We start from the raw sequence: 26,510 nt of genomic DNA, 5'->3' as shown, positions 1-26,510 counted from the left end.
AATAAAATGGAGTGAATATGGCGACCAAACCAGCCACCAAAACGACCGTCACCAAAACCGCCGCCGCCGCCAAGCCGGCCGCGCCGAAAGCCGCCGTAAAGCCGGCGCCAAAGGCAGCCGCCAAACCGGCGCCGAAAGCCCCGGCGAAAACCGCCGTGAAGCCGGCGCCAAAAGCAGCGGCGCCAAAAGCAGCGGCGCCAAAGGCAGCAGCGCCTAAAGCCGCCGCGCCGAAAGCGGCCGCCAAGCCAGCGCCAAAGGCCGCCGCCAAGCCAGCACCGAAAGCCGCGCCCAAGACCGCCGCCGCCAAACCTGCCGCCGCCGTCGCCGACGCCAAGGTCAAAGCCCCGAAGGAAAAGCTGGTACGCGACAGCTTCACCATGCCGGAAGCCGAATATGCGGTACTGGGCCAGGTGAAAAAAGCCGCGCTGAAAGCCGGTTTTGAAGTCAAGAAGAGCGAACTGCTGCGCATCGGCGTGGCCCTGATCTCGCAAATCGACCTGGCCACGCTGAAAAACGTGCTGGCCGGCCTGCCGCAGCTGAAAACCGGTCGTCCGAAAAAAGCCTGATTAAAAAACAACAGGTCATGAAAATGACATTTCCTTGTCATTTTCCTGAAGTATTCGCTGGTTACGCTTGCTTCGTCTTCCACACAAAAGGGATGAAGCATGCAAACCTCGATCATACAAGCGGACGTCCGAGCAGCGTCCGGCAAGCTGGTACTCAGTATGGCAAGCACGCCGGAAGAACTGCGCGAAGTGCAGCGCCTGCGCTACAAGGTATTCATCGAAACCATGGGCCTGACCGCGCTGGAGCGCGCCGACGGCCTGGATAGCGACGAATTCGACGACCACTGCGATCACCTGATCGTGCGCGATTCCGACACCCTGATGGTGGTCGGCACCTACCGCCTGCTGAGCGCCAACCGCGCCCGCAAGCTGGGCCGCCTGTACTCGGAAGGCGAATTCGACCTGGGCCGCCTGAACAACATCCGCGGCCGCGTCGTCGAAGCCGGCCGCGCCTGCATCCACCCGGATTACCGCGGCGGCAGCGTCATCATGCTGCTGTGGTCCGGCCTGGCCGAATACATGCGCCGCGAGAACGCCGAATTCCTGGTCGGCTGCGCCAGCATCTCGCTGGCCGACGGCGGCCACAACGCCGTCGCCGTCTACCAGCAACTGGCCGCCAAGAACCTGGCGCCGATCGAATACCGCGTCACGCCGCACCTGCCATTCCCGTTCTCCAAGCTGGAAGCCGCGCAGAAGGCCCAGGTGCCGGCGCTGCTGAAAGGTTATATGCGCTCGGGCGCCTGGATCTGCGGCGAACCGGCCTGGGATCCGGATTTCGAAAGCGCCGACCTGTTCCTGCTGATGCCGCTGGCGAACCTCGACGTACGCTACGCCCGCCACTATGGCGTCGGCGAAGCCCAACCGCTGGCCGCCTGACGCGCTTTGCCGGCCCCGTGTAGAATAAGCCGTTGTGCTTATTCTGCGGGGCTGTCATGAAGTTGGATCTGGAGTCGAACAAAACGGGTTATCAGCAGCGCCCGGTGCTGCGGCATCGCGGCAGCAGCGCCACCCGCACGACCGATAGCGTCATCGAGGAAGTCCCGGTGGCGCTGGTCTTCAATGGCATCTCACACGCCGTCATGATGGTCACCCCGCGCGACCTCCAGCCGTTTGCCATGGGCTTTGCCCTGACCGAAGGCCTGGTCGCCAAATCCGCTGATGTGTTTGACATCGAAGTGCGCGAACACGCGCGCAGTTTCGAAATCGACATCACCATCGCCACCCAGGACTTCGTCCAGCTTAAGCAGCAGCGCCGCTCGATGGCCGGCCGCAGCGGCTGCGGCGTGTGCGGCATCGAAAGCCTGGAACTGCTCGACCTGCAGCCGGAACCCATCACCGCCGCGCCGCTGCACGCGGAGGGTGCGCTGCAGCCGGCCATCGCCACCGCCGCCGCGCAGCTCGGCCAGCACCAGGAACTGATGCGCGCCACCGGTGGCGTGCACGCGGCGGCGTGGTGCGACGCCGGCGGCAACGTGCTGCGCGTGTGCGAAGACGTCGGCCGCCACAACGCGCTCGACAAGCTGATTGGCTACCTGGCGCTGGACGGCATCGACATGCAGCGCGGCTTCGTCTTCATGTCCAGCCGCGCCAGTTATGAGCTGGTACGCAAGGCCGCGCGCATGAACATCCCCACGCTGGCCACCATCTCCGCCCCCAGCACGCTGGCGGTCGACATCGCCGCCGAAGCCGGCATCAAGCTGGTGAGCTTCTGCCGCCAGGACGGCTGCGTCGAATACACCTGAGGCACCGCGCCGCCAGACACGCTAGCGCGCCGGGCCCAGCCAGGCGCGCGTGTCGTCCAGCAGGATGCGGGTCCACATCCACCAGTCATGGCCGCTGGGGTAAGCGGTGAAGGTGGCCACGCCACCCCGGCTGACGATGTCTTGCGTGATCCGCTGGGCGTTGCTGCGGTACGCTGGTTCCAGGTCGCCGGCCGATACGTAAAAGCGCGACAGCGATCGTGCCGCGCCATGCTGCACCGGCGGCATGCCGGGCGACATGACCAACGCGGTGCCGAACACGCCGGGGTTGCGCAAGGCCATGGACGCCGCCCAGGAGCCGCCATTCGACGCGCCGCCGACCGCGCGCAACCCGCGCTCCGCGGGCGCACCGTATGTGCGCTCAATCGCCGGGATCACGGTCTCCAGCAGGAAGCGTTCATGCGCGATGAATTCCGGCGCCAGTTGACCGGGGACGTCAGATTCGCCGAGATAAGTCAGTATCCGCAGGTCGGAGTCGCTTTGATGCTCCGGCGCGTAATCGACGCCGACCACGATCAGCGGCGCCAGTTCGCCGCTGCCGATGGCGCCGGCCAGCGTGTTGCCCTGGCTGGTCCAGCCGCCATCGGCCAGGTACAGGATGGGATAGCGCACGCCGGCCCGGTAGCCCGGCGGCAGCCAAACGCGGGCCTGCGGCAGCGTCGGGCCGAAGGTCATGGTTTCGGGTTGGCTGTCGCCCTGCGGCACGGCGAACGCCTGCGGCCCCACCAGCTCGATTGGCTTTGAGAACTCGCTGGCGCCGTCCTTCTCCTTCTTTGTCGCAAAGAGTACGTGCACGCGCGTCTGCTGCGCCTTGGGATAGCGGATCACGGTCTGGAACAGATCCGGCGTCACGCGGGTCAGCGAACCGTCCAGTGCGATACCGCTGCCCAGCCACACGTCCTCCGCCTTGCCTACCCAGGACAGCACCAGCCGGTCGCCGCTGATCCACGCTGCTGGACCGGCCGCCGGCAGTTGCGAGCGGTCGGGCGCAGCGCCCTCGATCATGCATGGCGCGGGATCGTCCGGCGCGGTGCAGGCGCGAATCCGTTTCGATTGCGCCCAGGCGGGCGAGGCTAGCGTGGCAAGCGACAACAAGGTGACGGCGACAATGCGCATGGTTACTCTCCGCAGGGTTCGAGCAGCACTGGAATGGATTTGGAGGTCGGCGTGCCGGCGCCGTCGGCGGTGCTGTGCAGCGGCACCAGGTCGTTGGTTTCGGGGAAGTAGGCGCCCAGGCAGCCGCGCGGGATGTCGTATTCCACCAGCAGGAAGCGCCCGGCGCGGCGCGTGACCTGGTCGTCCCACACGCTGACGATGTCGACGTGGCCGCCGGCGCGCAGGCCCAGCATCGCCAGGTCCGCCGGGTTGATGAACACCACGCGCCGCAGGCCGTAGACGCCGCGATAGCGGTCATCCAGGCCGTAGATGGTGGTGTTGTACTGGTCGTGCGCGCGCATCGTCATCAGCACCATCAGCCGCGCGCCGTGGCGCGCGCGGGCGCGGTGGATCGGCGTGTCGGTGTCCACCGCGTGCGGCACGAACTGCGCGCGGCCGCTGGCGGTGCGCCATTCGCGCTCGCGCGAGGCCACGCGCAGGTGGAAGCCGCCCGGGTGCGCTACGCGCGCGTTGAAGTCGTGGAAGTCGTCGAACACCCGCTCGATCAGCTCGCGGATGGCGGCGTAGTCGCCCCCCAGCCGCAGCCAGTCGACCTTGTCGCTGCCCAGCGTGGCGTGCGCCAGCCGCGCGACGATCATCGGCTCCGACAGCAGGCTGGCCGACGCCGGCTGGTTGATGCCGTACGACAGATGGACCATGCTCATCGAATCCTCCACCGTCACGCCCTGCGCCACGCCGTGCTGCAGGTCGATCTCGGTGCGGCCCAGCGTCGGCAGCAGCAGCGCCGCCCGGCCGGTCACCAGGTGGCTGCGATTCAGCTTGGTGGCCACGTGCACGGTCAGCGCGCAGCGCCGCAACGCCTCGAAGGTGAGGGGCGTGTCCGGCGTGGCCATGGCAAAATTTCCTCCCATGGCGATGAACACCTGGACGCGGCCGTCCAGCATCGCCTGGATGCTGTCGACCGTGTCCAGCCCGTGCGCGCGCGGCGGCGCGAAGTGGAACACCTGCTGCAGGCGGTCGAGAAACGCCTGGCTCGGCTTGTCCTCGATGCCCATGGTGCGGTCGCCCTGCACGTTGGAGTGGCCGCGCACCGGGCACAGGCCGGCGCCGGGACGGCCGATCTGGCCGCGCATCATCATCAGGTTGGACAGCATCTGGATCGTCTTCACCGCGCCCTTGTGCTGGGTCAGCCCCATGCCCCAAGTGCTGATGACGTTCTTGCCGCGCGCGTAGACCTCGGTCAGCTGCTCGATCTGCGCGCGCGGCACGCCGGATTCGGCCAGCAGCAGGTCCCAGCTTTCGGTGCGCAGGTCGGCCTCGAAGGCCGCGTAGTCGAGGGTGTGGCGGGCGATGAACTCGCGGTCCAGCAGGCCGGGCTGGCCGGCCGCGCGCGCCGCGTCGTCGCGCTCGACCAGGCGCTTGGCCATGGCCTTGATCAGCGCGAAGTCGCCGCCCAGCCGCGGCTGGATGAACAGCGTGCTGATGGTGGTGCTGGCGCCGGTCAGCATCTCCAGCGCGTGCGCCGGGCTGGTGAAGCGTTCCAGCCCGCGCTCGCGCAGCGGGTTGATCGAGACGATGGCGGCGCCACGGCGCGCGCAGTCGCGCAGCTCGTTCATCATGCGCGGATGGTTGGTGGCCGGGTTCTGGCCGAAGATCAGCAGCGTGTCGGCGTGCTCGAAGTCGTCCAGCGTCACCGTGCCTTTGCCGGTGCCCACCGTGCCCGGCAGGCCGCGGCTGGTCGGCTCGTGGCACATATTGGAGCAGTCCGGAAAATTATTGGTGCCCAACATGCGGACGAACAGTTGGAACAGGAAGGCCGCCTCGTTGCTGGTGCGGCCCGAGGTGTAAAAGGTGGCCTGGTTGGGATCGGGCAGGGCGCGCAGGTGGCGTGCCATCAGTGCGAAGGCCTCGTCCCAGGCGATCGGCCGGTAGGTATCGCTGGCCGGATCGTAGACCAGCGGGTCGGTCAGCCGGCCGTGCTGTTCCAGTGCATAATCGGACTGGCGCAGCAGCTCGGTTACGGTGTGGCGGGCGAAGAAGTCCGGCGTCACGCGCTTGCTGGTGGCTTCCGCCGCCACCGCCTTGACGCCGTTCTCGCAGAACTCGAAGGTGGACGCGTGCTCGCGGTCTGGCCAGGCGCAGCCCGGGCAGTCGAAGCCGTCCGGCTGGTTCTGCTTGAACAGCGTCTTGTAGTTGCTGCCGGCCACGCGTTCACGCACCAGGTTGATCGCCACCTGCTTCAGCGCATCCCAGCCGGCGGCCGGCCGGGTGTAGGGAGCGATATGGCCTTCGGACTTTTTGTTCATGTTGCGGTTCGCTAATATCTTGACATGAGTATATTGTATTTTAGCTAAAGATTGGGACATGATGGACGAGCAAGCGATGGCCCTGCTGGCCGGCATACTGGAGGCGCTGTGGCGCGCCGAGCGCGAGCGGCCGGACAAGCCCTGTTCGCTGGCGCGGCTCAGCAAGCAGACCCAGCTCCCGATGAGTGTGCTGCGCCGGCAGTTGACGCTGATGGCGGACGCCGGACTGGTCGAGGTGACGCTGGACGAGGGCGGCATCAGCGGCCGCGTGGCGCTGCGCGACGCCGGCCGCCAGCTGATCGCGGAGTGAACCTGGCGGCGCCGCCGCGGTCCAACCAGTTTTGACCACGGGCGCCGCCATGACATCTCCGCTGACCCACGTCATCGCGCCCGGGCTGGCGCCGGATCTGCTGCTGCGCCACATCTACCTGAATGTGCGCGACTTCGCCATCTTCACCATCGACACCGGCGGCATGGTCACCAGCTGGAACCTGGGCGCCGAGCTGATTTTCGGCTATGCGCCGGCGGAGATCATCGGCCTTGGCACCGAGCGGCTGTTCACGCCCGAGGACCAGGCGGCGGGCGAGCACTGGCACGAAATGGCGCAGGCCGCGCGCTGGCAGCGCGGCGCCGACTACCGCTGGCACTTGCGCAAGGACCAGTCCACCTTCTGGGCCGACGGCGTGCTGACGCCGATTGCCGGCGACGACGGCGCGCCGGTGGGCTACCTGAAAATCCTGCGCGACATCACCGACCGCAAGCTGGCGCAGGACGAGATCCGCCGCCTGGCCACCATCGACGGCCTGACCGGCCTGGCCAACCGCGCCGCCTTCGACACGCGCCGCTCCGAGATGGTGTCGCTGGCCGAGCGCACCGGCCAGCTGCTGCTGTTGCTGATGATCGACCTCGACCAGTTCAAGGAAGTCAACGACGTGCTTGGCCACCAGTCCGGCGACCAGTTGCTGCAACAGGTTGCGCAGCGCATCCGCGCGGTCAGCCGCGAGAGCGACTACGTGGCCCGGCTTGGCGGCGACGAGTTCGGCCTGCTGCAGCCCTATGCGCCGTCGCCGGCGAGCGGCGGCATGCTGGCGGAAAAGCTGCTGCACGAGCTAGCGCAGCCGTTTTTGATCGGCGGCCGCGAGGTGCGCGTCAGCGCCAGCATCGGCATCGCCGTCTGCCCGGTGGACGCCGCCACGCCGGACGCGCTGCTGAACAAGGCCGACCTGGCGCTGTACCAGGCCAAGAAGGACGGCCGCAACCGCTATCACTACTACACCGCGGCGCTGGACGAACTGGCGCACCGCAAGAACGCCGACCACACCGAGCTGCGGCGTGTGCTGCGCACCGGCAGCTACTGGCTGGAGTACCAGCCCATCCTGGCGGTGGATGGCCGCCCGGTGGCGATGGAAGCCCTGCTGCGGCTGCCGGATTTTCTCGGCCAGCAGCCGGTCGAATACGTGATCGGCCTGGCCGGCGAGTTGGGCGCGCTGCCGGAGCTGGGCAAGGGCGTGATCCGGCGCGCCTGCGCCCAGTTGCGCCAGTGGCGCGATGCCGGCATCACCGACCTGCGCATCTGCGTCAACACCTGCGCCAAGGAGCTGCTGGACCCGGACTACCTGGGACACCTGGACGGCATGCTGGCCGAGTTCGGACTGGCGGCCGGCGACGTCGAAATCGAGCTGACCGAGCGCGACGCCATCGAGCTGGAACGCAGCGGCAGCCACATCATCGAACAACTGCGCGCGCGCGGCCTGATGGTGGCGCTGGACGACTTTGGCACCGGTTATTCGTCGCTCAGCTACCTGCGCGCGCTGCCGGTCAACACTATCAAGCTGGACAAGAGTTTCCTGCGCGGCGTGCCGGGCAGCGACGACGCCAACGCCGTGGTGCGCATGGTGGTGCAGCTGGCGCAGGACCTGCGCCTGAACGTCATCGCCGAGGGGGTGGAGCAGCCGGAGCAGGCGGCGTTCCTGGGCGCCGCCGGCTGCGGCGCGTTCCAGGGCTTCTTGTACACGCCGGCGCTGCGGGCCGAGGAGGCCACCGCGTGGCTGCGCCGGCACCTGGCGCCGTAGACGCGGCGTGCCGCTGCGGCCTACACCAGGCCGAGGTCGCGTCCCTTGGTGCCGAAGATGGTGTCGACCTGGCCGCTGTTCAGGCCATACATGCGCGCCAGCAGGCCGCCGAACATGGCGCGGTATTCGTTCAGCACCGGGTAGTCGCGGTTCTGGAACAGCGTCGGCTGCTCCAGCCGCACCTGCTCGCCGTGGATCTTGCCGCCGTTGACGCTGCCGCCCATGACCCAGTACACGCTGCCGTGGCCGTGGTCGGTGCCGCGGTTGCCGTTCTCGCGGAAGGTGCGGCCGAATTCGCTGACCACCACCACCACCGTGTCCTTCCAGTCCGGCCCCATCTCCTGCGCGAAGCCGGCCAGGCCGCGCCCCAGCTCATCGAGGCGGTTGGCCAGGTAGCCGCTGGCGTTGCCCTGGCCGACGTGGGTGTCCCAGCCGCCGACGTCGACAAAGCCGATGTTGTACTTGTCGCGCATCAGCCGGGCGATGCGGCGCGCCTCCAGCTCGAAACCCTTGGTGCTGACGGCGTTGCGGTTGGCCGCCAGCATCTCGCCGCTCATCTCCTTCATCACGTCCTCGCGCACCGCGAAGCCGTCCTTGACCTGCTGCGACAGCGCGGTGCCGGCGTACATGGCGGCGATCGCACTGGCCTGCTTGTTGTCGATGGACGGCTTGCTGACGCTGCGCAGCGCGGTGTTGGGCACCTGCAGGCCGCCCTGCATGATCAGCGGCAGCTGGTCGGTGAAGGAGATGGCGCTGGCGCGGTCGGTGTTGAGCGTGGCCGCCAGCCGGTTGAGGAAGCCGGAGCGGTAGTCGCGGCTGCGGTTCAGCGCCTGTCCCAGCTCGATGCTGTCCTGGGTTTCGAAGTGGCTGCGCGACAGGTCCTCGGTGCCGGCGAACGGCACAAACGCCACCTGGCCGGACGTGAACAGCGGATGGATGCTGTCGGCCAGCACCGGATGCAGGCCCCAGTCGCTGTCGATCGGCAGCGCGGCGGTTTTGGGAATGGCGATGTTGGGCCGCACCTGGTAGTAGTACTCGCTGGAGATGGGCACCAGCAGGCTGGTGGCGTCGTAACCGCCGCGCATGAAGACGAACAGCAGGCGCGTCCTGCTGGCCGGCGCGGCCCACAATTGGCCGGACAGGGAGGCGGCCGTCAGCGCGGCCATCGATTGAATCAGGGTGCGGCGTTTCATGGTGCTTCTCCTAACGGTGCATCAGTTCCGGTGACGACAACAGCAGCGTGTTCCACTCCTGCGGCGAGCTGGCCTGGTCCAGCGCCTGGCGGGTGGCCGGCGCCAGCGATTGTTGCAGCGACTGGTAGTACAGCGCGTTGGCCAGTTGCGGGAAGGCCGGCTTTTCCAGCGGCTGCGCGCCGTCGGTCTTGAACAGGCCGGCGTTGCCGCCGCCGATGGCCTTGGCGATCTCGAAGCGGGTGGTCATCTGGCCCGGGCTGTCCCAGCCGGAGGCGGTCAGCGGATAGCCGTCCGGCGTCTGGCGGCCGTACAGCGGCTCGGCCATGCGGCCCAGCCAGCCGAGCATGGGGCCGGCGTTGAGGATGACCTTGTCGTCATAGGTCAGGCGTACGGCCGACACCACGTAGTGCACCGGGTCCTTGAACTTCTTGCCCAGCGACTGCGTGAATTCGGGCGCATCGAACAGCGTGCGCAGCACGGCGGCGATGTCGCCATCGGTGGCCTGGAAGCGCGCCGCCATGCGCTCGACCAGTTGCGGCGGCGGTTCGTCGGCCACGAAGTAGATCGCCAGCTTGCGGCTGATGAAGCGCGCCGTGGCCGGGCTGCGGCTCAGGCGGTCGAGCGCTTCGTCCACCTCGGCCAGGCCGCGGCCCTTGACGGTCTGGCCGAGGAACACCTTGTCGCCGTAATCGTGACGGTTGGGATTGAATTCGAACAGGCCCTTGCGCACGTACTGGCTTTGCTTGTCGCCGCGCACATTCGGCTGCTTGTCGCCCAGGTTGACGCCGACGCCGGTGAGGATGCGCGCCAGCTGCTGCACGTCGGCCTGGCTGTAGCCGCCGTCCACGCCCAGCGTGTGCAGCTCCATGATTTCGCGCGCATAGTTCTCGTTGATGCGGTTGGCGGCGTTCTGCTCGTTGTCCAGGTAGCGGATCATGGCCGGATGGTGCAGCGTGGCGGCCAGCAGGTCGCGGAACTTGCCCAGCGCGTGCGGGCGGATCGCCTGTTCCTCGTAGTCGCCCACCAGCACGCGCAGATTGCTCTTGCCCTGGTGGACGTTGAAGTGGTTCATCCAGAACCACGTCATCTGCTCCTGCAGCTGGTTGGGCGAATACAGGTCGCGCAGCAGCGAGCGGGTGGCGGCTTCCCTGGCCAGGCGGTTCAGTTCCTGCTGGTAGGCGCGCTGCGCGGCCTTCTTGGCGTCGTCGTCGACCATGGCCTTGTCGTAGTCGCGGCGCTGCTGTTCCAGTTCCTGCACCAACTGCGGCAGCGGCTTTTGCGAGATCGTCATGGCGTCGATCTGCGCCTGCGCGGCGGCCGGCAGCACGGCGGGGCCGGGATGGAGTTGCCGGTCTAGCCACGCGTTGTAGCCGATCTTTTCGGCCTGGTGGAAAGTGCTGGTGTTGACGCCCCAGCTGACGCGATTGAGCGCGGCGCTCAGCGCCACCGGATCGGCCGGCGCCTGCGGCGGCGCGGACGGCGTGGCGGCGCATCCTGCCAGCAGCAGGACGGCAAGGGGACGGAGGAAGGTTGTGGTATGCATAGGCTGAAGCATAGGCCATTTTTATGTGCATGCAGTATGACGGATGTGTAACGTGCTACGAAATGTTACAGACGCGGGTCTTGCATGATTTATCATCAATGCTTCACTTTTCGGGGAGGCGAAAGCCTATGCGTGTCATTTTCTCCGCACTGCTGGCATTGGCGGCGGCGCCGGTGCATGCCGCCGTCACGCTGCACGTCAGCGCCACCAGCATGCAGCGCACCACGCAGATGGACGTCACGCTGGCCGACACCTACATGGCGGTCGACACGGCGCGCGGGCGGCTGGTGTACGACTTCGCGGCGCGCCGGACCAGGTCGAGGAACAGACGGTGAATGGCCAGCGCGTATTCTCCATCGGCGGCCAGCGGCTGGCCACGTGGAGCGTCAGCGGCGCCAGGGTCTCCGCGGAGGACGCCGCACGGTTCGCGCGCTTCATGCGCTATGAGCAGGGCGGCCACCCGCAGATGCTGGACATCCTGGCCAGGGAAGCCGTGATTCCGGACCAGATCACGCTCACCATGGCCGGCGGCCGCGATGCGCGCATCGTCATCACCAATGTGCGCGACGCGCAGCCGCCGCCGTATGACCTCACCCCCTGCCGGCGCGAAATCGGCAAGGCGGGCATGGACGCGTTGTTCGACCGCATCGCCGCAGCAACGCCGGAGCAGTTGGACGCGCTGCGGGCTGCCCATCCCTGCGACACCGCCGACGACTTCGGCCTCGCACAGGCCCTCGACACCATGCTGGGCAAGATGGAATGCATGCTGTCCAATGGCACGCCGCCGTCGCTGACAGAGGAGCAGAAGCAGGCGGCCGGCGAAGCCACGTCGCTGGCGCTGCTGTTTGCCGCCGTGAATCCGGCCAACCCCGTGCTGGCCGGCGCCTACAAGGACTTGGGCGACCTGCTGCTGATGCAGTACGATAGCGTGCAAGCGTGGCGCAGCTGGGATGCCGGCCGCCGCCTGGCGCCAGCCTTGTCCAACTTCGCACCGGTTAACAAGTTCGAGGCGGACCTGCTGGCGCAGCACCCGGAATTTTTTCTGACGAGACCACCATGCCCACCACCGACCCGCGCGTAGACGCCTACATCGCCAAGTCCGCCGACTTCGCACAACCCATTCTTGAACATCTGCGCGCGGTGGTCCACGCCACCTGTCCCGACGTTGAAGAAACCATCAAATGGGGTTTCCCCAACTTCATGTACAAAGGGATGATGTGCAGTATGGCCTCGTTCAAGGCGCATTGCTCGTTCGGCTTCTGGAAGGCCGAGCTGCTGATGGCGGACGATGACGTCAAGCGCGAAGCCATGGGCCACTTCGGCAAGCTCACCTCCATCAAGGACCTGCCATCGAAGAAGGTGCTGACCGCCTACATCAAGCAGGCCATGAAGCTGAACGACGAAGGCGTCACCGCGCCGGCCCGCGCCAAGCCGGCCACGCCGCGCGCGCTGGAGATTCCGGACGACCTGAATGCCGCGCTGGACGCGGTGCCGGCGGCACGCGCCCACTTCGACCGCTTCAGCCCAAGCAAGCAACGCGACTACGCCGAGTGGCTTACCGAAGCGAAGACCGAAGCCACGCGCACGCGCAGGCGTGAACAAGCCATCGAATGGATCGCGGAAGGCAAATCGAGAAATTGGAAATACGAGAAGTGCTAAGGACCTGCGGGTACTTGTCTGGTACTGCTAGTTAAAGTTGCGTTCAGCGGGGTTTGGGCTGATCGCTAAGGCGCTTCGGGGCGCCGGATACCGCATGCCGGCGCCTGGCATGGCAAGAACAGCTTTTTTGTTCAATGCATCGACGCGGTAGATAGATCTTTCAGCTCGCGAATGCTGATATCTGATTTCTCATGCATGCGCAGCAGGATCGTCGCACCAACAGCCAGCTTGCGGTGGCGGATCTTGCTGATGATCGGAGGCTGAACTTCCAGCACCCGGCACAACTCTGCATCGTTCTTCAAGTTCATCTTTTCGATCAAAGTGTCAAGAAGCTTGTTTGGGACAAAACTGGATGGCTCCAGCGCCCGCGCACGATTCATTGCTTCGATCAACTCCAACTTCTTTTGACGTACGTTCATGGTTTGCTCCTCCTTTGCTCAAAACGTTAAAGAAAGTACGTTTCCCGGCAAGGCTAGCGCCCACACCCTTTCTGGTCTGAATGTGGTACGCGACTCAACATTCTTGATAACCATGCAAGTTATTTTCAATAATACTACGGTTGAAAAAAAAGTGCAGGGTTTAACAATTAAATTATGTTAGTTATTGCGCAAACGGCTTGACGGTTGTTGTTTCTTTTAAACCGTCTCTCTCTAAAAGGAGGATTTTGTCTGTCTTTTTAGCAGCATGTTGCGAATGGGTCACCATGATGGCGCAGGCGCCGGTGGCTTTGATTTCGCGCTGCAACAGCGTGAGGATGGCATCGGCGGTGTCCGGATCGAGATTGCCGGTGGGTTCGTCCGCCAGGACCAGGGCCGGGCGGTGCACCAGCGCGCGGGCGATGGCCACGCGCTGCATCTGTCCGCCGGAGATTTGATGCGGAAAATCGTGCTCGCGCCCGGCCAGGCCCACCGCCGCCAGCATCTCCGCCGCGCGCGCGGTCGGCAGGCCATTCAGCAACAGTGGCAGGGCGACGTTTTGCAGCAAGGTCAGGTGCGGCAGCACGTGGAAGGCTTGAAAGATGAAACCCATGCGTGTGCGCCGCAGCCGGGTGGCCGCGTCGTCATCCAGCCCGGACATCGGGAGGCCGTCGACGATGATGGGCGATTCGCCCGGCGCCGCGTCCGGCGTGTCGAGGCCGGCGATGAGATTCAGCAGCGTCGACTTGCCGACCCCGGAATCGCCCATGATCGAGACGAATTCGCCGGCCTGGAATTGCCACGACAAGCGGTCCAGCACCGGGCGGCCGTTGTAGGATTTGGAGAGCTGGCGAAGTTCGAGCATGGTTAGCGGGTAAGTGCGCGCCGCAGCGCAAAGCTGACGCCATCGACCAGCGCCACCAGCAGCAGCATGGCGATGATGACGGTGGCGGCCAGCGGCATCTGGAACAGGGACAGGTGGTATTTAAGCATCTGTCCCAAACCGCCGGCGCCCACTACGCCCAGGATCGCGGCGGCGCGGATGTTGTTCTCCCAGCGGTACAGCGTGTAGGACATCATCTGCGGCAGCGTTTGCGGCAGCGTGGCGTAGAAGAAGGCGGCGGTGGCGCTAGCGCCGTTGGTGCGCAGGCTCTGTTCCGGCAGCGGCGCGGCGTTTTCCAGCGAGTCCGCGAACAGCCGCCCCAACACGCCGGCCGTGTGCGCCGCCAGCGCCAGCGTGCCGCCCAGCGGACCGAGGCCGGCGGCGATCAGCATGATCGACGCCCACACCAGTTCCGGGATCGAGCGCAGCACGTTGAGCAGCGCGCGCACGGCGGCGCGCGGCGCGGCGCCGAAGCGTCCCGACGCCGGCAGCGAGAAGGCGAGCCCGAAGATCACGGCCAGCAGCGTGCCCAGGCCGGACATGGCCAGCGTTTCAATCGCGGCCCAGAAGGTCTTGGCCAGGAAGCCGCTGGACGTCTCCGGCGGCGCGAAGCCGGCCAGCAGTTCCAGCGTGCTGTTGACGGCATCCACGGTGAAGAACTCGCGCCACTTCAGCGGCAGCGTGGCGAAGCTGGCGGCGATCAGCAGCAGCAACAGCAGCATCAGGATGCGCACGGTCCAGTCGCGCGCCGGCGGCTTGGGCAGATGACGGTTCATCCGAGCCTCCGCCGCAGCACCTTGGAGAACTGGTCGGCCAACGCCACCAGCGCCACGAACACCAGCAGCATGGCGGAAACTTCGGCGCCGTTCATGGCCTTCAGCGATTCGTCCATGCGCTGACCGAGGCCGCCGGCGCCGACGAAGCCCATCACCACCGAGCCGCGGATCGCGCACTCCCAGCGATAGACGGTGTAGGACATCAGTTCCGACGCCGCCTCCGGCAGCGAGCCATACAGCAGCGCGGCAAGACGCCCGCTGCCGTTGGCCAGCAGCGTGTCGCTGGCGTGGGCGTCGGAGGATTCGAGAATTTCGGCATACACCTTGCCCAGCATGCCGCAGTAGGTGAGGGCGATGGCCAGCACGCCGGCGGTCGGTCCCAGGCCGATGATGCGCACGAACAGCAGCGCCCACACCAGCTCCGGCACCGAGCGCAGCACCACCATCAGCCAGCGCATGGTCTGGCGCGCGGCGATGGCGACGGGACGCATGCGGCCCGTGCCCAGCGCGGAAATCGACAACTGCTCGTTGATGATCAGCGTGGCCGGCACGGCGCCCAGTAGCGCCAGCGTGAGGCCGGCGGTGGCGATGGCCACGGTGTTCCAGGTCTCGCGCACCAGCATCTGCAGGAACTCGGCGTCGTGCGCGGGCACCAGGAAGTCCGACAGGAAGCGGCCGGTGGCGGCCAGGCTTTGTTGGTCGAACAGTATCCACGGCTTGAATTCGGACACCACCATGGTCGGCCACAGGATGACCAGGGCGGCGATGATGGCGAAGATGCGGCGGCGCGTGGCGGGATCGTGGTGCGCCACGGCTGGCGCGGTGGTCATGGTCGTCATTACAGGCACGCGCCGACGCCGAGTTTGACCGCCATCGCATCGTCGTCGTGCGGCAGGCTGGCGCGCGGCTGCTCGCCCTGGTACAGCGCGGCGATCATCTCCGGCGTGACCTGCTCGCGCGGCAGGTCGAACACGATGCGGCCCTCGCGCAGCGCGACGATGCGCGGGAAGTGGCTCAGCGCCAGGTCCACCTGGTGCAGGGTGCAGATCAGCGTGGCGTTGCGCGCCGAGGCTTCCTCGCGCAGCGTGGCCAGCGTCAGCTCGGACAAGGCGGGATCGAGCGCGGACAGCGGCTCGTCCACCAGCAGCGCCTTGGCCGGCGACAGCAGTAGACGCGCCAGGCCGCAGCGCTGGCGTTCGCCGCCGGACAGGCGGTCGACGCGGGAATACAATTTGTCGCCCAGGTTAAAGCGCGACAGCGCCTGCCACGCCGCTTGCGGATCGGCAGGCCTGAACAGCGACACCAGCGCGCGCCACAAGCTCCATTGCGGCAGGCGCGCGGCCAGCACCGCCGTCACCACGCGCTGGCGCGGCGGCAGTGGCGGCGTTTGCGGCGCCAGGAACAGCTGCGCGCGCAAGCGATGGCGCGCCGCCTCGCCCAGCGCCCACGGATCGGCGCCGAAAGCCTGGAAGCGGCCCTCCGATGGTTTGTGGGACAGGGACAGCGTCGCCAGCAGGGTGGTCTTGCCGGCGCCGGAGGGGCCGATCAGGGCCAGTTGCTCGCCCTGTTCAACGGTCAGGTTGATGGCATGCAGCGCGGCAGCGGACCGTCCGCCGAGGTGGCGGACGGTCAGGTCTTGCAGTTGATACGTGGGCATTGAATTACTTCAGCAGGCCGGCGTTCTTGGCTGCGGCTTCGATGTTCTTGTAGTTCTCGGCCTTGGTCGGGATGAACTTGGTGGCGCGCTGCAGTTCCATGATGGCCTTGTCTTCAGGCTTGTTGGCGTCCAGCGCCAGGAAGGCGTCGGTCAGCTTTTTTTTCAGGTCAGCGTTCATGTCGGTGCGCACCGACCAGTTGTAGTCGTAGTAGCCTGGCGTGGTGTAGAACACGCGCACCACGTTCGGATCGACCTTCTTGGCTTCCACCAGCTTTTCCCACACCGAGATGTTCAGCGCGCCGGCATCGACCTTGCCGCCGGCGACAGCGGCCACGGTGGCGTCGTGCGCGCCGGAGAAGGCGATGCGTTTCAGATCGGTGTCCGGATTGATCTTGGCGGCCAGCAGGTAGTAGCGCGGCATCAGGTGGCCGGAGGTGGAGGACTCGGAGCCGAAGCTCAGGGTTTTGCCCTTGAGGTCATTCAGGCTGTTGATGTTCTTGTTGGTGGTGACGAACACCGAGCGGAATTTTTCGTCCTCGGCGCGCTGCACCAGCGGCGTGATGGCGCCCTTGCTGCGCTCATTGGCCTGCACGAAGGTGAAGCCGCCAAACCAGACCATGTCCACTTTCTTGTTAATCAGCGCTTCCACCGAGGCGGCATAGTCGGTGACCGGCGTGAACTCCACCTTCATCCCGATCTTCTTCTCCAGGTATTCGCCCAGCGGCTTGAACTTGCGCTGCAGTTCCGTCGGCGCCTCGTCCGGGATGGCGGACACGCGGAACACGTGATCGGCCGATTGCGCGTGGGACCACGAAGCGGCCAGCATCATGCCGGTGGCCAGCAGGGTTTTGAGGGAGAATTTCATTGTTGTTTGCCCTTTAATGTGAGAAGTCGCACGGAACTTTTGGAACAGCGCTACAAAATGGATATTCAGCTATGATAGCAAAAATCCCCATCCGGGATTGCCACCCTCTTTATAGGTAGAGCATCCATGCAAGTGTCCCGCTCCCCGGCGATTCGTGTTGTGTCGCCCATCGCCAGCAACACAGCGCCCCAGCGGCCCGCCCACGGCAGTGCGGCGGTCATCGACGAAATCACCAGCGGTCTGTCGGCGCGCAGCGCCTACACGTCGCCCAAGTTCCTGTACGACAGCCTCGGCTCCAAGCTGTTCGAGGCCATCTGCGAGCTGCCGGAATATTATCCGACCCGCACCGAGGCCAGCATCTTTGCCGCGTATGGCGCCGACATGGCGCAGGCGGTGGGCGAGGGCGCCGCGCTGATCGACCTTGGCGCCGGCAATTGCGCCAAGGCGGCCGCGCTGTTCCCGCTGCTGAAACCCGCGCAATACGTACCGGTCGATATTTCGCGCGATTTCCTGCTTGGCGCGGTGTCGCAGTTGCAGCAGCGCTTCCCGCAGATCGAGATGACCGCGCTGGGCCTGGACTTTTCCAGCGGCTTCGCGCTGCCGGACAGCGTGCGCGACGAGCGCCGCGTGTTCTTCTATCCCGGCTCCTCGATCGGCAACTTCTCGCCTGAGCAGGCGGTGACCTTCCTGCAAGGCCTGCGCGCCAATGCCGGCGCAGACGGCGGCCTGCTGATCGGCGTGGACCTGATCAAGGACCAGGCGGTGCTGAACGCCGCCTACGACGACGCGCTGGGCGTGACCGGCGCCTTCAACCTGAACATGCTGCGCCACCTCAACCATCTGATCGGCGCGGACTTTGAAGTGGACCAATGGCGCCACGTGGCCTTCTTCAATCCCGAATTGAGCCGCATCGAAATGCACCTGGAAGCGCGCTGCCCGCTGACGGTGACGTGGCGCGGCGGCGAGCGCGATTTCGCGCGCGGAGAGCGCATCCACACCGAGGACAGCTACAAATACACGCGCCAGTCCTTCGTCAGCCTGCTGGAGCGGGCCGGCTTTGCCACCACGCGCATGTGGACCGACAAGGACAACTGGTTCGCCGTCATCCACGCGCGGGCCGTCTGATATGAACCCGCTGATCGCGCGCTACCAGGCCGTCCGCAAGCACACGCTGGCGCTGTCCGAACCGCTGTCCGACGAGGACTGCGGCGCCCAGTCGATGCCGGACGCCAGTCCGATCAAATGGCACATGGCGCACACCACCTGGTTTTTCGAAACCTTCATCCTGGAGCGCATGGAGCGCGATTTCGCGCCGTTCCACCCGGCCTTCCGCATCCTGTTCAACTCCTATTACAATGGCATCGGCGAGAAGCACCCGCGCCCGCAGCGCGGGCTGCTGACGCGTCCCGGCATGGCGCAGGTGCGCGCCTACCGCGCCGACGTCGACGCCCGCATCGCCCGGCTGGCGGCCAGCGCGCCATCGGCGGAGCTGGACATGCTGCTCACGCTGGGCCTGCAGCACGAACAGCAGCACCAGGAACTGATGCTCACCGACGTCAAGCACCTGCTGGCGCAAAGCCTGCTGCGGCCAGCCTACATGGAGATTCCGCTGGCGCCGGCCGCCAAGGCGCCGCCGCAGGCGTGGGTAGCGTTCGACGGCGGCCTGACCGATATCGGCCACGACGGCCAGGGCTTCAGCTTCGACAACGAACTGCCGCGTCACAAGGAATACGTTGCCCCGTTCGCGTTGGCCGCGCGGCTGGTGACCAACGGCGAGTACCTCGACTTCATCAACGCCGGCGGCTACGCCAACGCCGCGCTGTGGCTGGCGGAAGGGTGGGACTGGGTGCGCACGCAAAACCTGCGGGCGCCGATTTACTGGTTCCAGGACGACAAGGGCGCGTGGCAGGAATTCACGCTGCACGGCCCGCAGCCGCTGGACCTGCATCGTCCGGTCACGCACGTCTCGCTGTTTGAAGCGGACGCCTACGCCCACTGGGTCGGCGCCCGTTTGCCGACCGAAGCGGAATGGGAATACGCCGCCGCGCGCGCGCCGCTGGAAACCGGTTCGCTGCATCCGGCCGGCGCGCTGGGCGAAGGCCTGCGCCAGATGTACGGCCAGTGCTGGCAATGGACCAGCAGCAGCTACGCGCCGTATCCCGGCTTTGCGGCGGCGGAGGGCGCGCTGGGCGAATACAACGGCAAGTTCATGCTCAACCAGTACGTGCTGCGCGGCTCGTCGTGTGCCACGCCGGACGGCCATGCGCGCCGCAGCTACCGCAACTTCTTCCCCGCCGGCGCCCGCTGGCAATTCACCGGCATCCGCCTGGCCCGCCGTTAAAGCCGGAACTGGCTGACGACGGCGTTCAGTTCGCCGGCTTGGTCCTGCATCGCGGAGGCGGCGGCCGCCGCCTCTTCGACCAGCGCGGCGTTCTGCTGCGTCACCTGGTCCATCTGGCTGATGGCGATGTTGATTTGCTCGATGCCGCTGCTTTGCTCGCGGTTTGCCAGCGTCATCTCTTCAACGATGGCGGTCACCTTGCGCACGCTGTCCTGCACCTCGCCCATCGTGTTGCCGGCCAGGTCCACCAGTTGCGCGCCGGCCGCCACCTTGTCGACCGAGTCGTCGATGAGCTGCTTGATCTCCTTGGCGGCGCTGGCCGAGCGCTGCGCCAGCGTCCGCACTTCCGACGCCACCACCGCGAAACCGCGTCCTTGTTCGCCGGCGCGCGCCGCTTCCACCGCCGCGTTCAGTGCCAGGATATTGGTCTGGAACGCGATGCCGCCGAGCCGCGCGCCGATGTTGAGATTCGAAATATTCATGCACCGCTCCCTGGAGGTGGTGATGAAAGCAGTATAGCGGCGCGGCGCGCGATCGGTTGTTGCTCGGGCGGGGCGTGTTACGCGGTGGCCGTGCCCTGCGCCTGCTCCGCCTTGGCGCGCGCCAGTTGGCGGTTGACCGCGCTCAGCACCGCCTTGAACGAGGCGGTGAGGATGTTGCTGTCGGTGGCCGCGCCAAACAGCGTCGGGCCGTTGGCCAGGCGCAGTTCGACGTAGCACGCCGCCTTGGCGTTGGCGCCGGAACCGATCGAGTGCTCATGGTAGTCCATCAGCTTGATGTCCAGGCCGAGCGCGTCGACGAAGGCGTCGATCGGGCCATTGCCGCCGCCTTGCAGCGCCAGTGGCGCGCCGTTGAGGAGCAGGGCGATGTCGATCTGCACCGGCTCGTCGCTGCTGCTGTCTTCCACCATCTTGTGCGACTGGTAGCCGTACGGCGCGTTCTGCTCGAAGTACTCCTTGCTGAAGATGTTGTAAATGCCTTCGGCGGTGATTTCCAGGCCGGTCTGGTCGGCCACCTGCTGCACGGCGCGACTGAATTCAATTTGCAGGCGGCGCGGCAGCACCAGGCCGTAGTCCTGCTCCAGCAGGTAGGACATGCCGCCCTTGCCGGACTGGCTGTTGACGCGGATGACGGCGTCATAGCTGCGGCCCAGGTCTTGCGGGTCGATCGGCAGGTAAGGAATCTCCCAGATCGCGCCAGGCTGCTGCTTGGCGAAGCCTTTCTTGATCGCGTCCTGGTGCGAGCCGGAGAAGGCGGTGAACACCAGATCGCCGACATACGGGTGGCGCGGGTGCACCGGCAGCTGGTTGCATTCCTCGACCACCTTGCGCACCTCGTCGATGTCGGAGAAGTCCAGACCCGGATGCACGCCCTGGGTGTACAGGTTGAGTGCCAGCGTCACCAGGTCGACGTTGCCGGTGCGTTCGCCGTTGCCGAACAGGCAGCCCTCGACGCGGTCGGCGCCGGCCATCACCGCCAGTTCCGCCGAGGCGACGGCGGTGCCGCGGTCATTGTGCGGGTGGACCGAGATGATCAGCGCATCGCGGCGCGCCAGCTTGCGCGACATCCATTCGATCTGGTCGGCGTAGACGTTGGGCGTGCTGCATTCCACGGTGGACGGCAGGTTGATGATCATCTTCTTGTTCGGCGTCGGCTCGAAGATGGCGGTGACGGCGTCGCAGATATGCTTGGAGAAGTCCAGTTCCGTGGTGGAGAACGACTCCGGCGTGTACTCGTAGCCCCAGTCGGTTTCCGGATGCTGCCTGGTCAGCTGCTTCACCAGCCTGGCGCCGGTGGTGGCGATGTTGGTGATCTCCTCGCGCGACATGCCGAACACCACCTTGCGGAACACCGGCGCCACCGAGTTATACAGGTGGACGATGGCGCGCCTGGCGCCGATGCACGATTCCACGGTGCGGCGGATCAGTTCTTCGCGCGACTGGGTCAGTACGATGATGGTGACGTCTTCCGGGATGCGGTCCTCGTCGATCAGCTTGCGCACGAAGTCGAAGTCGGTCTGCGAAGCGGACGGGAAGCCGACTTCGATTTCCTTCAGGCCGATCTTGACCAGCAGGTCGAACATGCGGATCTTTTTCTCGATGCTCATCGGCTCGATCAGCGCCTGGTTACCGTCGCGCAGGTCGGTGCTCATCCAGATCGGCGGTTTGCTGATGATGGCGTTCGGCCAGGTGCGGTCCGACAGTTGGACGGCGGGGAAGGGACGGTATTTGGACGCTGGGTTCTGCAACATCATGGTAATGCTCCTGGATCTTTGAATGGTGGTGTGCCGGCGAAGGGCGCTGGCGCTCAGACTGCGGTGTGGCGGAAGGCGGCCGCGCGGCCACGGGGCACTAGGCGCGGCAACCGATCGGTAGTTTTAGCAGTAGCGCCGACAGCGCGCGTGCGCCAGCCGGCAGCGCGAACAGATCGCTGGTGCGGGATGGAGCATGGGTGGCCGTAGTCGTCGAGAGCATCGGTGCAAACTTTCCTGGATTTTGAAGACGGTGCGGCTTGTGGCCGGCACTGGGGTACAACAGGGACGCGGATTAAACGCGTGCTAGTAGGCGCGCTGCTAGCGATAGGGCGCTGGCAGGCGATAGCAGGAAAGCGGATAGGTGCAGATGCGAGATCATTCCTCAAATGTAAGTGATTCCGGACTGGGCCGTCAAGCGAATTATTCTGCCTGCGGCCCGGTCGAACAGCGTGTTTAAGCAGCGAGGACGCGGTCACCTCCGGATTTGCGGCGCAGGACCAGTCCCAGCAGGCAAAGTCCCAGTCCGAACATGGCATACGAGGTGGGTTCCGGTACGGCGGTGGCCAGGCGGTTCAGCGTGGTGATTTGTGCGGTGAAGGCGACCCAGGCGAAGTCGGTCGGGGAATAATAGAAATAATAGAACTTGGCGTCATCAAAACTGGATAAGGACAGGCTGGTGGGGAGCGAGGTGTCCGAGAAAACGTCACCGTTGCCGCGGCGCAGAAAGAGCTGCGCAGGACCATCCACGGCGAAGCTATCATAATAATAGCTCCACGGCTTGGTTGAGTGACCGTCTACCATGGTGATGGAAGCGGAATCGCTGCCGATGCGGTAGTTGGTGCGGTTGAAAACCACGTTCATGGAAATGTTCTGCATGTATAACGCTGATTCGATGTCGACGCCCGGCGTCTTCACATCCGGCGCAGCCCCCGTGTCGAAGGAGAAGGTGCCACGCACCGAGTCGCCATTGCGTAAGCCGCCGGCAACGGTTTCCGGATCGATTGAGCCGTTTCCTTGAGAAAACACTGCAGCGTTTTCCGCGGTAAAGGAATACTGCACCCGCTCCGCGCATGCGTTGGTGGCGGCGGCAAGGCTAACACCGGCGACGGCTAACAATTTTAGTAAGTTGGCGTACACGTATTTGCTCCATGTGAATTAATATTTTATTATATCAAAACCACAATAATTGGGCTTGGGTGTAAATGTTTATTAGTTCGATGATGGGAATATTGTTCGCAGGCGTGGCGTTGGCCGCGCCGCCCAAGGCTGTGAGTACGCCGGAGGATGTGAAGGCGATTACGGCGGTGACGGAGCAGTTTCAGGCCGCGTTGAAGGCCAAGGATGTGAAGGCGCTGTCGTCGCTGCTGCTGCACTCGAATATCCTGTGGGCCTCGCCGATGAGCGACCAGCGCGTGCAGCAGATCCGCGCCGAAACGGATCCCAATTTCGACGGCGTGCCGGCCGGCGGCTATGCCGGCTTCGCGCAATTCGTGAAGACCGCGACGTTTCCGATCGAAGAGCGCTTTTACAACGTCAAGATCACCCAGGATGCCGACCTGGCCTGGGTGATGTTCGATTACGAATTTGTCGGCGACGGCAAGGTGGAAAACTACGGCGTCGAGACCTGGCAGATGGTCAAGCGCGGCGGCCAGTGGAAGATCTTCTCCGTGGTCTGGTCGACGCACTTCCCGGAAAAATAATCAGCTGACGTTGACGCGCGCCGGACCGTCGGCCATGCGGCCAATCACGGCGGCGTCGCCGAAGCCTTCGCGGCGGAACAGGGTCAGCACTTCCTCCACGCTGGCTTCGTCGCACGACACCAGCAGGCCGCCGGAGGTCTGCGGGTCGGTCAGCAGCGAGTGCTGCGCCGGCGTGATGTTCTCGGCAAGCTTGACGTCCTTGCCATACGCCTCCCAGTTGCGGCCCGAGGCGCCGGTGAAGAAGCCGTCGTGCGCCAGTTGCTCCACACCCGGCAGCAGCGGGATCTTGCGCATTTCCAGGTGCGCCTCCAGCTTGGCGCCGCGTGCCAGTTCCAGCAGGTGGCCGAGCAGGCCGAAACCGGTGACGTCGGTCAGCGCGTGCACGCCGGCCAGTTCGGACAGCGCCTTGCCCGGCTTATTCAGCTTGGTGGTGTTGGCGATCATGGCCTTGTAGCCTTCGTCATCCAGCTTGCCTTTCTTGAGCGCTGCCGACAGCACGCCCACGCCCAGCGGTTTGCCCAGCACCAGCACGTCGCCAGCCTTGGCGTCGGCGTTGCGCTTCACTTTCGATGGATGGACCAGGCCCATGACCACCAGGCCGTAGATCGGCTCCACCGAGTCGATGGTGTGGCCGCCGGCGATGGGAATGCCGGCTTCGGCGCAGATCGATTCGCCGCCCTTGATGATCTGGCCGATGGTTTCCACCGGCAGCTTATTGATCGGCATGCCGACCAGTGCCAGCGCCATGATCGGCGTGCCGCCCATCGCGTACACGTCGGAGATGGCGTTGGTGGCGGCGATGCGGCCAAAGTCGAACGGATCGTCGACGATGGGCATGAAGAAGTCGGTGGTGGCGATCAGCGCCTGCTCGTCATTCAACTGGTAGACGGCGGCATCGTCGGCCGTCTCGATACCGACCAGCAGTTCCTTCGGCACCGGGAAGCCGTTGGAGTTCTTCAGAATCTCGGACAGCACGCCGGGCGCGATTTTGCAGCCGCAGCCGCCGCCGTGGGAGAAGGAGGTGAGTTTGATTGGTTCGTTGCTCATGGTGTGAATTCCCTGGTTAAGTCTGATGGAGCAGATTATCCACCAAGTCCAGCAAAGCCGCTTGCTCGGTGGCCGGCGCGAACAGCGGCGCGCGGGCGCCGCACTGGGCGCTCAGGGCGGCATGGAAGTTGTCGTCTTCGATGACGCGGTCGATCAGGCGCGCCAGCGCGGCGGCGTCGCCAGGCGGGAAGTAGCCCTGGTAGTCGTCGCCCAGCATGCCACGGTTGCCGCCGATGTCGCTGGCCAGCACCGGCACACCGGCGCACACGGCTTCGATGATGACGTTGGCGCCGCCCTCCATGTGCGAGGTCAGCGCCATGGCGCGGCTGCGCTTGAGCCGCTGGCGCGTGTCGGCATGCGGCATGGCGCCCAGCCAGTGGTAGCGTGGATGCCGCGATGCCGTGGCGTGCGCGGCCTCGCCCAGTGCCGGCTCCAGCGCGCCGCCAATGTGGATCAGGCGCGCCGACGGCGCTTGCACCAGCGCGGCGGCGTGCATGAAGGTCAGCGGGTCTTTTTCGGCGCGCAGGTGGCCGATCATGCAGATGTCCGCATGGCGGCGTGCAGCCGTTGGCGCCGGCCGCAGCGTAGCGGCCGACTGGTGGATGATGCTGGTTTTGGCGCGCAGCAGCGGTGGCAGCGTGTTGACGCCGTCGGCCTGCAGCACCACCAGCGCGCTGGCCTGCCGCAGCGAGCGCTGAGCGCTGGCGTCGCTGTCGATGTCGCGATACAGGTCGGTACCGGTCAGCAGCAGGATCGAAGGGCGGTCCGGGTAGGCGCGCGTCCACGCGTCCAGCGAGGCCGCCGAGCGCCGCGCGTGCAGCGCGATCAGCAAATCGGGCGGCGCGGCTGGCGCGCGCGTGGCCGGTGCTGATGTCGCGTTTGCGGCGGCCGCGGCGGCAGTGCCTTCAGCGGCCGTGCCGTCGGCCCGTGCGTCGGGGCACGGCGCGGGGCACGACGTGGGGCCTGCGTCCGGCCACTGCCGGGCCAGCGTTACGCGGTAGCGGGTGCGGAGAAAACGCGCCCAGCGGCTGGCGCTCTGCCAATTACCGTTGTTTGCGTCGGCGAATGCGGGACTGACGATCCAGATATGTGCTTTGGTCACTGGTGTTTTGCTTGAAAGTGGTTACAATCGGCGCATGACTTCTTCATTCAGGAACGCCTCATCGCAGCAGATGGCCCAGGCCCTCCAGCATGCGAGGGATTATACGCTGTCGCTGTTCGACTGTTTTGCCGCCGCCGGCATGGACGTGGCGGCGCGCGTGCCGCAGCTGCGCATCATCAACCCACCGTTGTGGGAGCTGGGCCACACCGCCTGGTTCGCCGAATGGTTCATTCTGCGCGAAGCGGCGTCCAGCCATCCGGCCGACGCCAACGGCAACTGCCTGCTGACCAAGGGCGACGACTGGTTCGACTCCGCCCGCGTGCCGCACCGCAGCCGCTGGACGCTCGATCTGCCGAGCACCGGCGGTGTCAAGACCTACTGCCACGAGGTGCTGGACCGCGTACTCGACAAGCTGACCCGCGAGCCCAACACCGACGAGGCCCTGTATCCCTACCGCCTGGCCCTCGCGCACGAGGACATGCACGGCGAAGCTTTTCTCTACACGCTGCAAACCCTCGGCCTGCAAGCGCCGATGCAGGCCGTGAGCGAAACCCAGCAGATGTTCGCGCCGTCCGACATCGGCTTCCCCGGCGGGACCATCCAGTTGGGCAGCAAGGCCGGCGCCGGCTTCGTGTTCGACAACGAGCGCCAGGCGCACAGCTTCCACGTGGCGCCATTCCGCATGGACAGCACGCTGGTGACCAACGCCCAGTATGCCGATTTCGTCGCCGACGGCGGCTACGAGCAGCGCCAGTTCTGGAGCGACGCCGGCGCAGACTGGCTGATGCGGCAGGAACGCTCGGCGCCGCGCTATTGGCAACGCGACGGCGCGCAATGGCGCACCGTGCGTTTCGGGCAGCTCTCCACCTTGTCCGGCGCGGAGCCGGTGCGGCACGTCAACTTGTACGAGGCGCAAGCCTACTGCGCCTGGGCCGGACGGCGCCTGCCCACCGAGGCCGAGTGGGAGTATGCTGCCTTGTCGGGCCACCCGGCGTTCCGCTGGGGCCAGCTGTGGGAGTGGACCGCGTCGCCGTTCGAACCGTACCCGGACTTCAAGGCGGACCGCTATCTTGAATATTCCGAGCCATGGTTCCATACGCACCAGGTGCTGCGCGGCGCATCGTTCGCCACGCCATCCCGCTTTGGTTCGGCCAAATTCCGCAACTTCTACATGCCGGAGCGTGACGACATCTTTGCAGGTTTCCGCACCTGTGCCTGGCCGGGGTAGTCTGCTATGCTTTTTGTTTTCCAAAA

General features: G+C 65.8%; 26 protein-coding genes and 1 pseudogene. 12 read left to right on the top strand and 15 right to left on the bottom strand.

Annotated features, from left to right (window positions below):
* The first annotated feature begins 17 nt into the window (after positions 1 to 17).
* The 3 genes from FHW58_RS10535 to fdhD all read left to right on the top strand — a co-directional run bounded on the left by FHW58_RS10535 (position 18) and on the right by fdhD (position 2,308).
* Positions 18 to 566, top strand: coding sequence for a hypothetical protein (locus tag FHW58_RS10535; protein WP_179672955.1), 549 nt, complete (start codon positions 18 to 20; stop codon positions 564 to 566).
* A gap of 99 nt (positions 567 to 665) precedes the next feature.
* Positions 666 to 1,442: a GNAT family N-acetyltransferase gene (locus tag FHW58_RS10530; RefSeq protein WP_179672954.1), complete on the top strand. Its 777-nt coding sequence runs from the start codon at positions 666 to 668 to the stop codon at positions 1,440 to 1,442.
* A 56-nt stretch (positions 1,443 to 1,498) separates the two neighbouring features.
* Positions 1,499 to 2,308: a formate dehydrogenase accessory sulfurtransferase FdhD gene (fdhD, locus tag FHW58_RS10525; protein ID WP_179672953.1), complete on the top strand. Its 810-nt coding sequence runs from the start codon at positions 1,499 to 1,501 to the stop codon at positions 2,306 to 2,308.
* Positions 2,309 to 2,329: 21 nt separating this feature from the next.
* Here fdhD and FHW58_RS10520 read toward each other — a convergent pair whose 3' ends face one another.
* On the bottom strand, positions 2,330 to 3,442 hold the full coding sequence (locus tag FHW58_RS10520; protein ID WP_179672952.1) for an esterase family protein: 1,113 nt from the start codon (positions 3,440 to 3,442) through the stop codon (positions 2,330 to 2,332).
* Positions 3,443 to 3,444: 2 nt separating this feature from the next.
* The gene (locus tag FHW58_RS10515) at positions 3,445 to 5,748 is read right to left on the bottom strand and encodes an FdhF/YdeP family oxidoreductase (protein WP_179672951.1); all 2,304 of its coding nucleotides are present in this window, start codon (positions 5,746 to 5,748) and stop codon (positions 3,445 to 3,447) included.
* A gap of 58 nt (positions 5,749 to 5,806) precedes the next feature.
* Here FHW58_RS10515 and FHW58_RS10510 point away from each other — a divergent pair, with 58 nt between their 5' ends.
* Together FHW58_RS10510 and FHW58_RS10505 are read left to right on the top strand one after the other, a co-directional pair.
* On the top strand, positions 5,807 to 6,058 hold the full coding sequence (locus FHW58_RS10510; RefSeq protein ID WP_179672950.1) for a helix-turn-helix domain-containing protein: 252 nt from the start codon (positions 5,807 to 5,809) through the stop codon (positions 6,056 to 6,058).
* Positions 6,059 to 6,107: 49 nt separating this feature from the next.
* Positions 6,108 to 7,820, top strand: coding sequence for a bifunctional diguanylate cyclase/phosphodiesterase (locus tag FHW58_RS10505; protein ID WP_179672949.1), 1,713 nt, complete (start codon positions 6,108 to 6,110; stop codon positions 7,818 to 7,820).
* Positions 7,821 to 7,840: 20 nt separating this feature from the next.
* Here FHW58_RS10505 and FHW58_RS10500 read toward each other — a convergent pair whose 3' ends face one another.
* Complete coding sequence (locus FHW58_RS10500) at positions 7,841 to 9,013, bottom strand: DUF1501 domain-containing protein (protein WP_179672948.1); 1,173 nt, start codon at positions 9,011 to 9,013, stop codon at positions 7,841 to 7,843.
* 10 nt (positions 9,014 to 9,023) lie between these two features.
* The gene (locus FHW58_RS10495) at positions 9,024 to 10,556 is read right to left on the bottom strand and encodes a DUF1800 domain-containing protein (protein WP_179672947.1); all 1,533 of its coding nucleotides are present in this window, start codon (positions 10,554 to 10,556) and stop codon (positions 9,024 to 9,026) included.
* Positions 10,557 to 10,684: 128 nt separating this feature from the next.
* On the opposite strand from FHW58_RS10495, the gene FHW58_RS10490 reads away from it, so the two are divergent.
* From FHW58_RS10490 to FHW58_RS10480, 3 genes are read left to right on the top strand one after another with little or no spacing between them, the layout of a single operon-like run.
* Positions 10,685 to 10,891: a hypothetical protein gene (locus tag FHW58_RS10490; RefSeq protein ID WP_179672946.1), complete on the top strand. Its 207-nt coding sequence runs from the start codon at positions 10,685 to 10,687 to the stop codon at positions 10,889 to 10,891.
* On the top strand, positions 10,888 to 11,637 hold the full coding sequence (locus tag FHW58_RS10485; RefSeq protein ID WP_179672945.1) for a hypothetical protein: 750 nt from the start codon (positions 10,888 to 10,890) through the stop codon (positions 11,635 to 11,637). Before FHW58_RS10490 ends, FHW58_RS10485 begins: the two co-directional genes overlap by 4 nt.
* Positions 11,613 to 12,215, top strand: a complete 603-nt coding sequence (locus FHW58_RS10480; protein WP_179672944.1) for a YdeI family protein — start codon at positions 11,613 to 11,615, stop codon at positions 12,213 to 12,215. The genes FHW58_RS10485 and FHW58_RS10480 overlap by 25 nt, the downstream gene beginning before the upstream one ends.
* A gap of 131 nt (positions 12,216 to 12,346) precedes the next feature.
* Here FHW58_RS10480 and FHW58_RS10475 read toward each other — a convergent pair whose 3' ends face one another.
* The 6 genes from FHW58_RS10475 to FHW58_RS10450 form a co-directional block, all read right to left on the bottom strand.
* Positions 12,347 to 12,634 carry a hypothetical protein gene (locus tag FHW58_RS10475; RefSeq protein ID WP_008447145.1) on the bottom strand — a complete coding sequence of 96 codons (288 nt, stop codon included), beginning with the start codon at positions 12,632 to 12,634 and terminating at the stop codon, positions 12,347 to 12,349.
* A gap of 181 nt (positions 12,635 to 12,815) precedes the next feature.
* A complete protein-coding gene (locus FHW58_RS10470; protein ID WP_179672943.1) occupies positions 12,816 to 13,496 on the bottom strand; it encodes an ABC transporter ATP-binding protein in 681 nt (226 codons plus the stop codon).
* A gap of 2 nt (positions 13,497 to 13,498) precedes the next feature.
* Complete coding sequence (phnE, locus tag FHW58_RS10465; protein WP_179672942.1) at positions 13,499 to 14,290, bottom strand: phosphonate ABC transporter, permease protein PhnE; 792 nt, start codon at positions 14,288 to 14,290, stop codon at positions 13,499 to 13,501.
* The gene (locus tag FHW58_RS10460) at positions 14,287 to 15,129 is read right to left on the bottom strand and encodes a PhnE/PtxC family ABC transporter permease (RefSeq protein WP_373996652.1); all 843 of its coding nucleotides are present in this window, start codon (positions 15,127 to 15,129) and stop codon (positions 14,287 to 14,289) included. The genes phnE and FHW58_RS10460 overlap by 4 nt, the downstream gene beginning before the upstream one ends.
* Positions 15,129 to 15,947 carry a phosphonate ABC transporter ATP-binding protein gene (locus tag FHW58_RS10455; protein ID WP_179672941.1) on the bottom strand — a complete coding sequence of 273 codons (819 nt, stop codon included), beginning with the start codon at positions 15,945 to 15,947 and terminating at the stop codon, positions 15,129 to 15,131. The genes FHW58_RS10460 and FHW58_RS10455 overlap by 1 nt, the downstream gene beginning before the upstream one ends.
* A gap of 4 nt (positions 15,948 to 15,951) precedes the next feature.
* A complete protein-coding gene (locus FHW58_RS10450) occupies positions 15,952 to 16,812 on the bottom strand; it encodes a putative selenate ABC transporter substrate-binding protein (protein ID WP_179672940.1) in 861 nt (286 codons plus the stop codon).
* Between the two features lie 126 nt (positions 16,813 to 16,938).
* On the opposite strand from FHW58_RS10450, the gene egtD reads away from it, so the two are divergent.
* Positions 16,939 to 17,937 (top strand): L-histidine N(alpha)-methyltransferase, encoded by a 999-nt coding sequence (egtD, locus tag FHW58_RS10445; protein WP_179672939.1) that lies wholly within the window; start codon positions 16,939 to 16,941, stop codon positions 17,935 to 17,937.
* A gap of 1 nt (position 17,938) precedes the next feature.
* Complete coding sequence (gene egtB / locus FHW58_RS10440; RefSeq protein WP_179672938.1) at positions 17,939 to 19,153, top strand: ergothioneine biosynthesis protein EgtB; 1,215 nt, start codon at positions 17,939 to 17,941, stop codon at positions 19,151 to 19,153.
* Here egtB and FHW58_RS10435 read toward each other — a convergent pair.
* The 3 genes and pseudogenes from FHW58_RS10435 to FHW58_RS27930 all read right to left on the bottom strand — a co-directional run.
* Positions 19,150 to 19,602 (bottom strand): annotated as a pseudogene (locus FHW58_RS10435) (methyl-accepting chemotaxis protein); the annotation flags it as partial. The gene egtB and the pseudogene FHW58_RS10435 overlap by 4 nt on opposite strands.
* 110 nt (positions 19,603 to 19,712) lie before the next feature.
* Positions 19,713 to 21,407: a 2-isopropylmalate synthase gene (gene leuA, locus FHW58_RS10430; RefSeq protein WP_179672937.1), complete on the bottom strand. Its 1,695-nt coding sequence runs from the start codon at positions 21,405 to 21,407 to the stop codon at positions 19,713 to 19,715.
* A gap of 453 nt (positions 21,408 to 21,860) precedes the next feature.
* Positions 21,861 to 22,544 carry a PEP-CTERM sorting domain-containing protein gene (locus tag FHW58_RS27930; RefSeq protein WP_179672936.1) on the bottom strand — a complete coding sequence of 228 codons (684 nt, stop codon included), beginning with the start codon at positions 22,542 to 22,544 and terminating at the stop codon, positions 21,861 to 21,863.
* An 80-nt stretch (positions 22,545 to 22,624) separates the two neighbouring features.
* Here FHW58_RS27930 and FHW58_RS10420 point away from each other — a divergent pair, with 80 nt between their 5' ends.
* Complete coding sequence (locus FHW58_RS10420) at positions 22,625 to 23,107, top strand: nuclear transport factor 2 family protein (RefSeq protein ID WP_179672935.1); 483 nt, start codon at positions 22,625 to 22,627, stop codon at positions 23,105 to 23,107.
* Here FHW58_RS10420 and selD read toward each other — a convergent pair whose 3' ends face one another.
* Together selD and senB are read right to left on the bottom strand one after the other, a co-directional pair.
* Entirely contained in the window at positions 23,108 to 24,154 is a 1,047-nt protein-coding gene (gene selD, locus FHW58_RS10415; RefSeq protein ID WP_179672934.1) for a selenide, water dikinase SelD, read from the bottom strand.
* A 16-nt stretch (positions 24,155 to 24,170) separates the two neighbouring features.
* Positions 24,171 to 25,256: a selenoneine biosynthesis selenosugar synthase SenB gene (senB, locus tag FHW58_RS10410; protein ID WP_179672933.1), complete on the bottom strand. Its 1,086-nt coding sequence runs from the start codon at positions 25,254 to 25,256 to the stop codon at positions 24,171 to 24,173.
* Positions 25,257 to 25,290: 34 nt separating this feature from the next.
* On the opposite strand from senB, the gene senA reads away from it, so the two are divergent.
* Entirely contained in the window at positions 25,291 to 26,484 is a 1,194-nt protein-coding gene (gene senA / locus FHW58_RS10405; protein WP_304506260.1) for a selenoneine synthase SenA, read from the top strand.
* Positions 26,485 to 26,510 lie beyond the last annotated feature (26 nt).

The sequence above is a fragment of the Duganella sp. 1224 genome (assembly GCF_013408245.1).
GTDB lineage: Bacteria > Pseudomonadota > Gammaproteobacteria > Burkholderiales > Burkholderiaceae_D > Rugamonas.
This window is presented reverse-complemented; position numbering and strand designations above follow the sequence as displayed.

Bases quoted from the DNA above. Each gene is read 5' to 3' on its own strand.
- FHW58_RS10535 (WP_179672955.1), top strand. From the start codon at position 18: ATGGCGACCAAACCAGCCACCAAAACGACCGTCACCAAAACCGCCGCC.
- FHW58_RS10530 (WP_179672954.1), top strand. From the start codon at position 666: ATGCAAACCTCGATCATACAAGCGGACGTCCGAGCAGCGTCCGGCAAG.
- fdhD (WP_179672953.1), top strand. From the start codon at position 1,499: ATGAAGTTGGATCTGGAGTCGAACAAAACGGGTTATCAGCAGCGCCCG.
- FHW58_RS10520 (WP_179672952.1), bottom strand. From the start codon at position 3,442: ATGCGCATTGTCGCCGTCACCTTGTTGTCGCTTGCCACGCTAGCCTCG.
- FHW58_RS10515 (WP_179672951.1), bottom strand. From the start codon at position 5,748: ATGAACAAAAAGTCCGAAGGCCATATCGCTCCCTACACCCGGCCGGCC.
- FHW58_RS10510 (WP_179672950.1), top strand. From the start codon at position 5,807: ATGATGGACGAGCAAGCGATGGCCCTGCTGGCCGGCATACTGGAGGCG.
- FHW58_RS10505 (WP_179672949.1), top strand. From the start codon at position 6,108: ATGACATCTCCGCTGACCCACGTCATCGCGCCCGGGCTGGCGCCGGAT.
- FHW58_RS10500 (WP_179672948.1), bottom strand. From the start codon at position 9,013: ATGAAACGCCGCACCCTGATTCAATCGATGGCCGCGCTGACGGCCGCC.
- FHW58_RS10495 (WP_179672947.1), bottom strand. From the start codon at position 10,556: ATGCATACCACAACCTTCCTCCGTCCCCTTGCCGTCCTGCTGCTGGCA.
- FHW58_RS10490 (WP_179672946.1), top strand. From the start codon at position 10,685: ATGCGTGTCATTTTCTCCGCACTGCTGGCATTGGCGGCGGCGCCGGTG.
- FHW58_RS10480 (WP_179672944.1), top strand. From the start codon at position 11,613: ATGCCCACCACCGACCCGCGCGTAGACGCCTACATCGCCAAGTCCGCC.
- FHW58_RS10475 (WP_008447145.1), bottom strand. From the start codon at position 12,634: ATGAACGTACGTCAAAAGAAGTTGGAGTTGATCGAAGCAATGAATCGT.
- FHW58_RS10470 (WP_179672943.1), bottom strand. From the start codon at position 13,496: ATGCTCGAACTTCGCCAGCTCTCCAAATCCTACAACGGCCGCCCGGTG.
- phnE (WP_179672942.1), bottom strand. From the start codon at position 14,290: ATGAACCGTCATCTGCCCAAGCCGCCGGCGCGCGACTGGACCGTGCGC.
- FHW58_RS10460 (WP_373996652.1), bottom strand. From the start codon at position 15,129: ATGACGACCATGACCACCGCGCCAGCCGTGGCGCACCACGATCCCGCC.
- FHW58_RS10455 (WP_179672941.1), bottom strand. From the start codon at position 15,947: ATGCCCACGTATCAACTGCAAGACCTGACCGTCCGCCACCTCGGCGGA.
- FHW58_RS10450 (WP_179672940.1), bottom strand. From the start codon at position 16,812: ATGAAATTCTCCCTCAAAACCCTGCTGGCCACCGGCATGATGCTGGCC.
- egtD (WP_179672939.1), top strand. From the start codon at position 16,939: ATGCAAGTGTCCCGCTCCCCGGCGATTCGTGTTGTGTCGCCCATCGCC.
- egtB (WP_179672938.1), top strand. From the start codon at position 17,939: ATGAACCCGCTGATCGCGCGCTACCAGGCCGTCCGCAAGCACACGCTG.
- leuA (WP_179672937.1), bottom strand. From the start codon at position 21,407: ATGATGTTGCAGAACCCAGCGTCCAAATACCGTCCCTTCCCCGCCGTC.
- FHW58_RS10420 (WP_179672935.1), top strand. From the start codon at position 22,625: ATGATGGGAATATTGTTCGCAGGCGTGGCGTTGGCCGCGCCGCCCAAG.
- selD (WP_179672934.1), bottom strand. From the start codon at position 24,154: ATGAGCAACGAACCAATCAAACTCACCTCCTTCTCCCACGGCGGCGGC.
- senA (WP_304506260.1), top strand. From the start codon at position 25,291: ATGACTTCTTCATTCAGGAACGCCTCATCGCAGCAGATGGCCCAGGCC.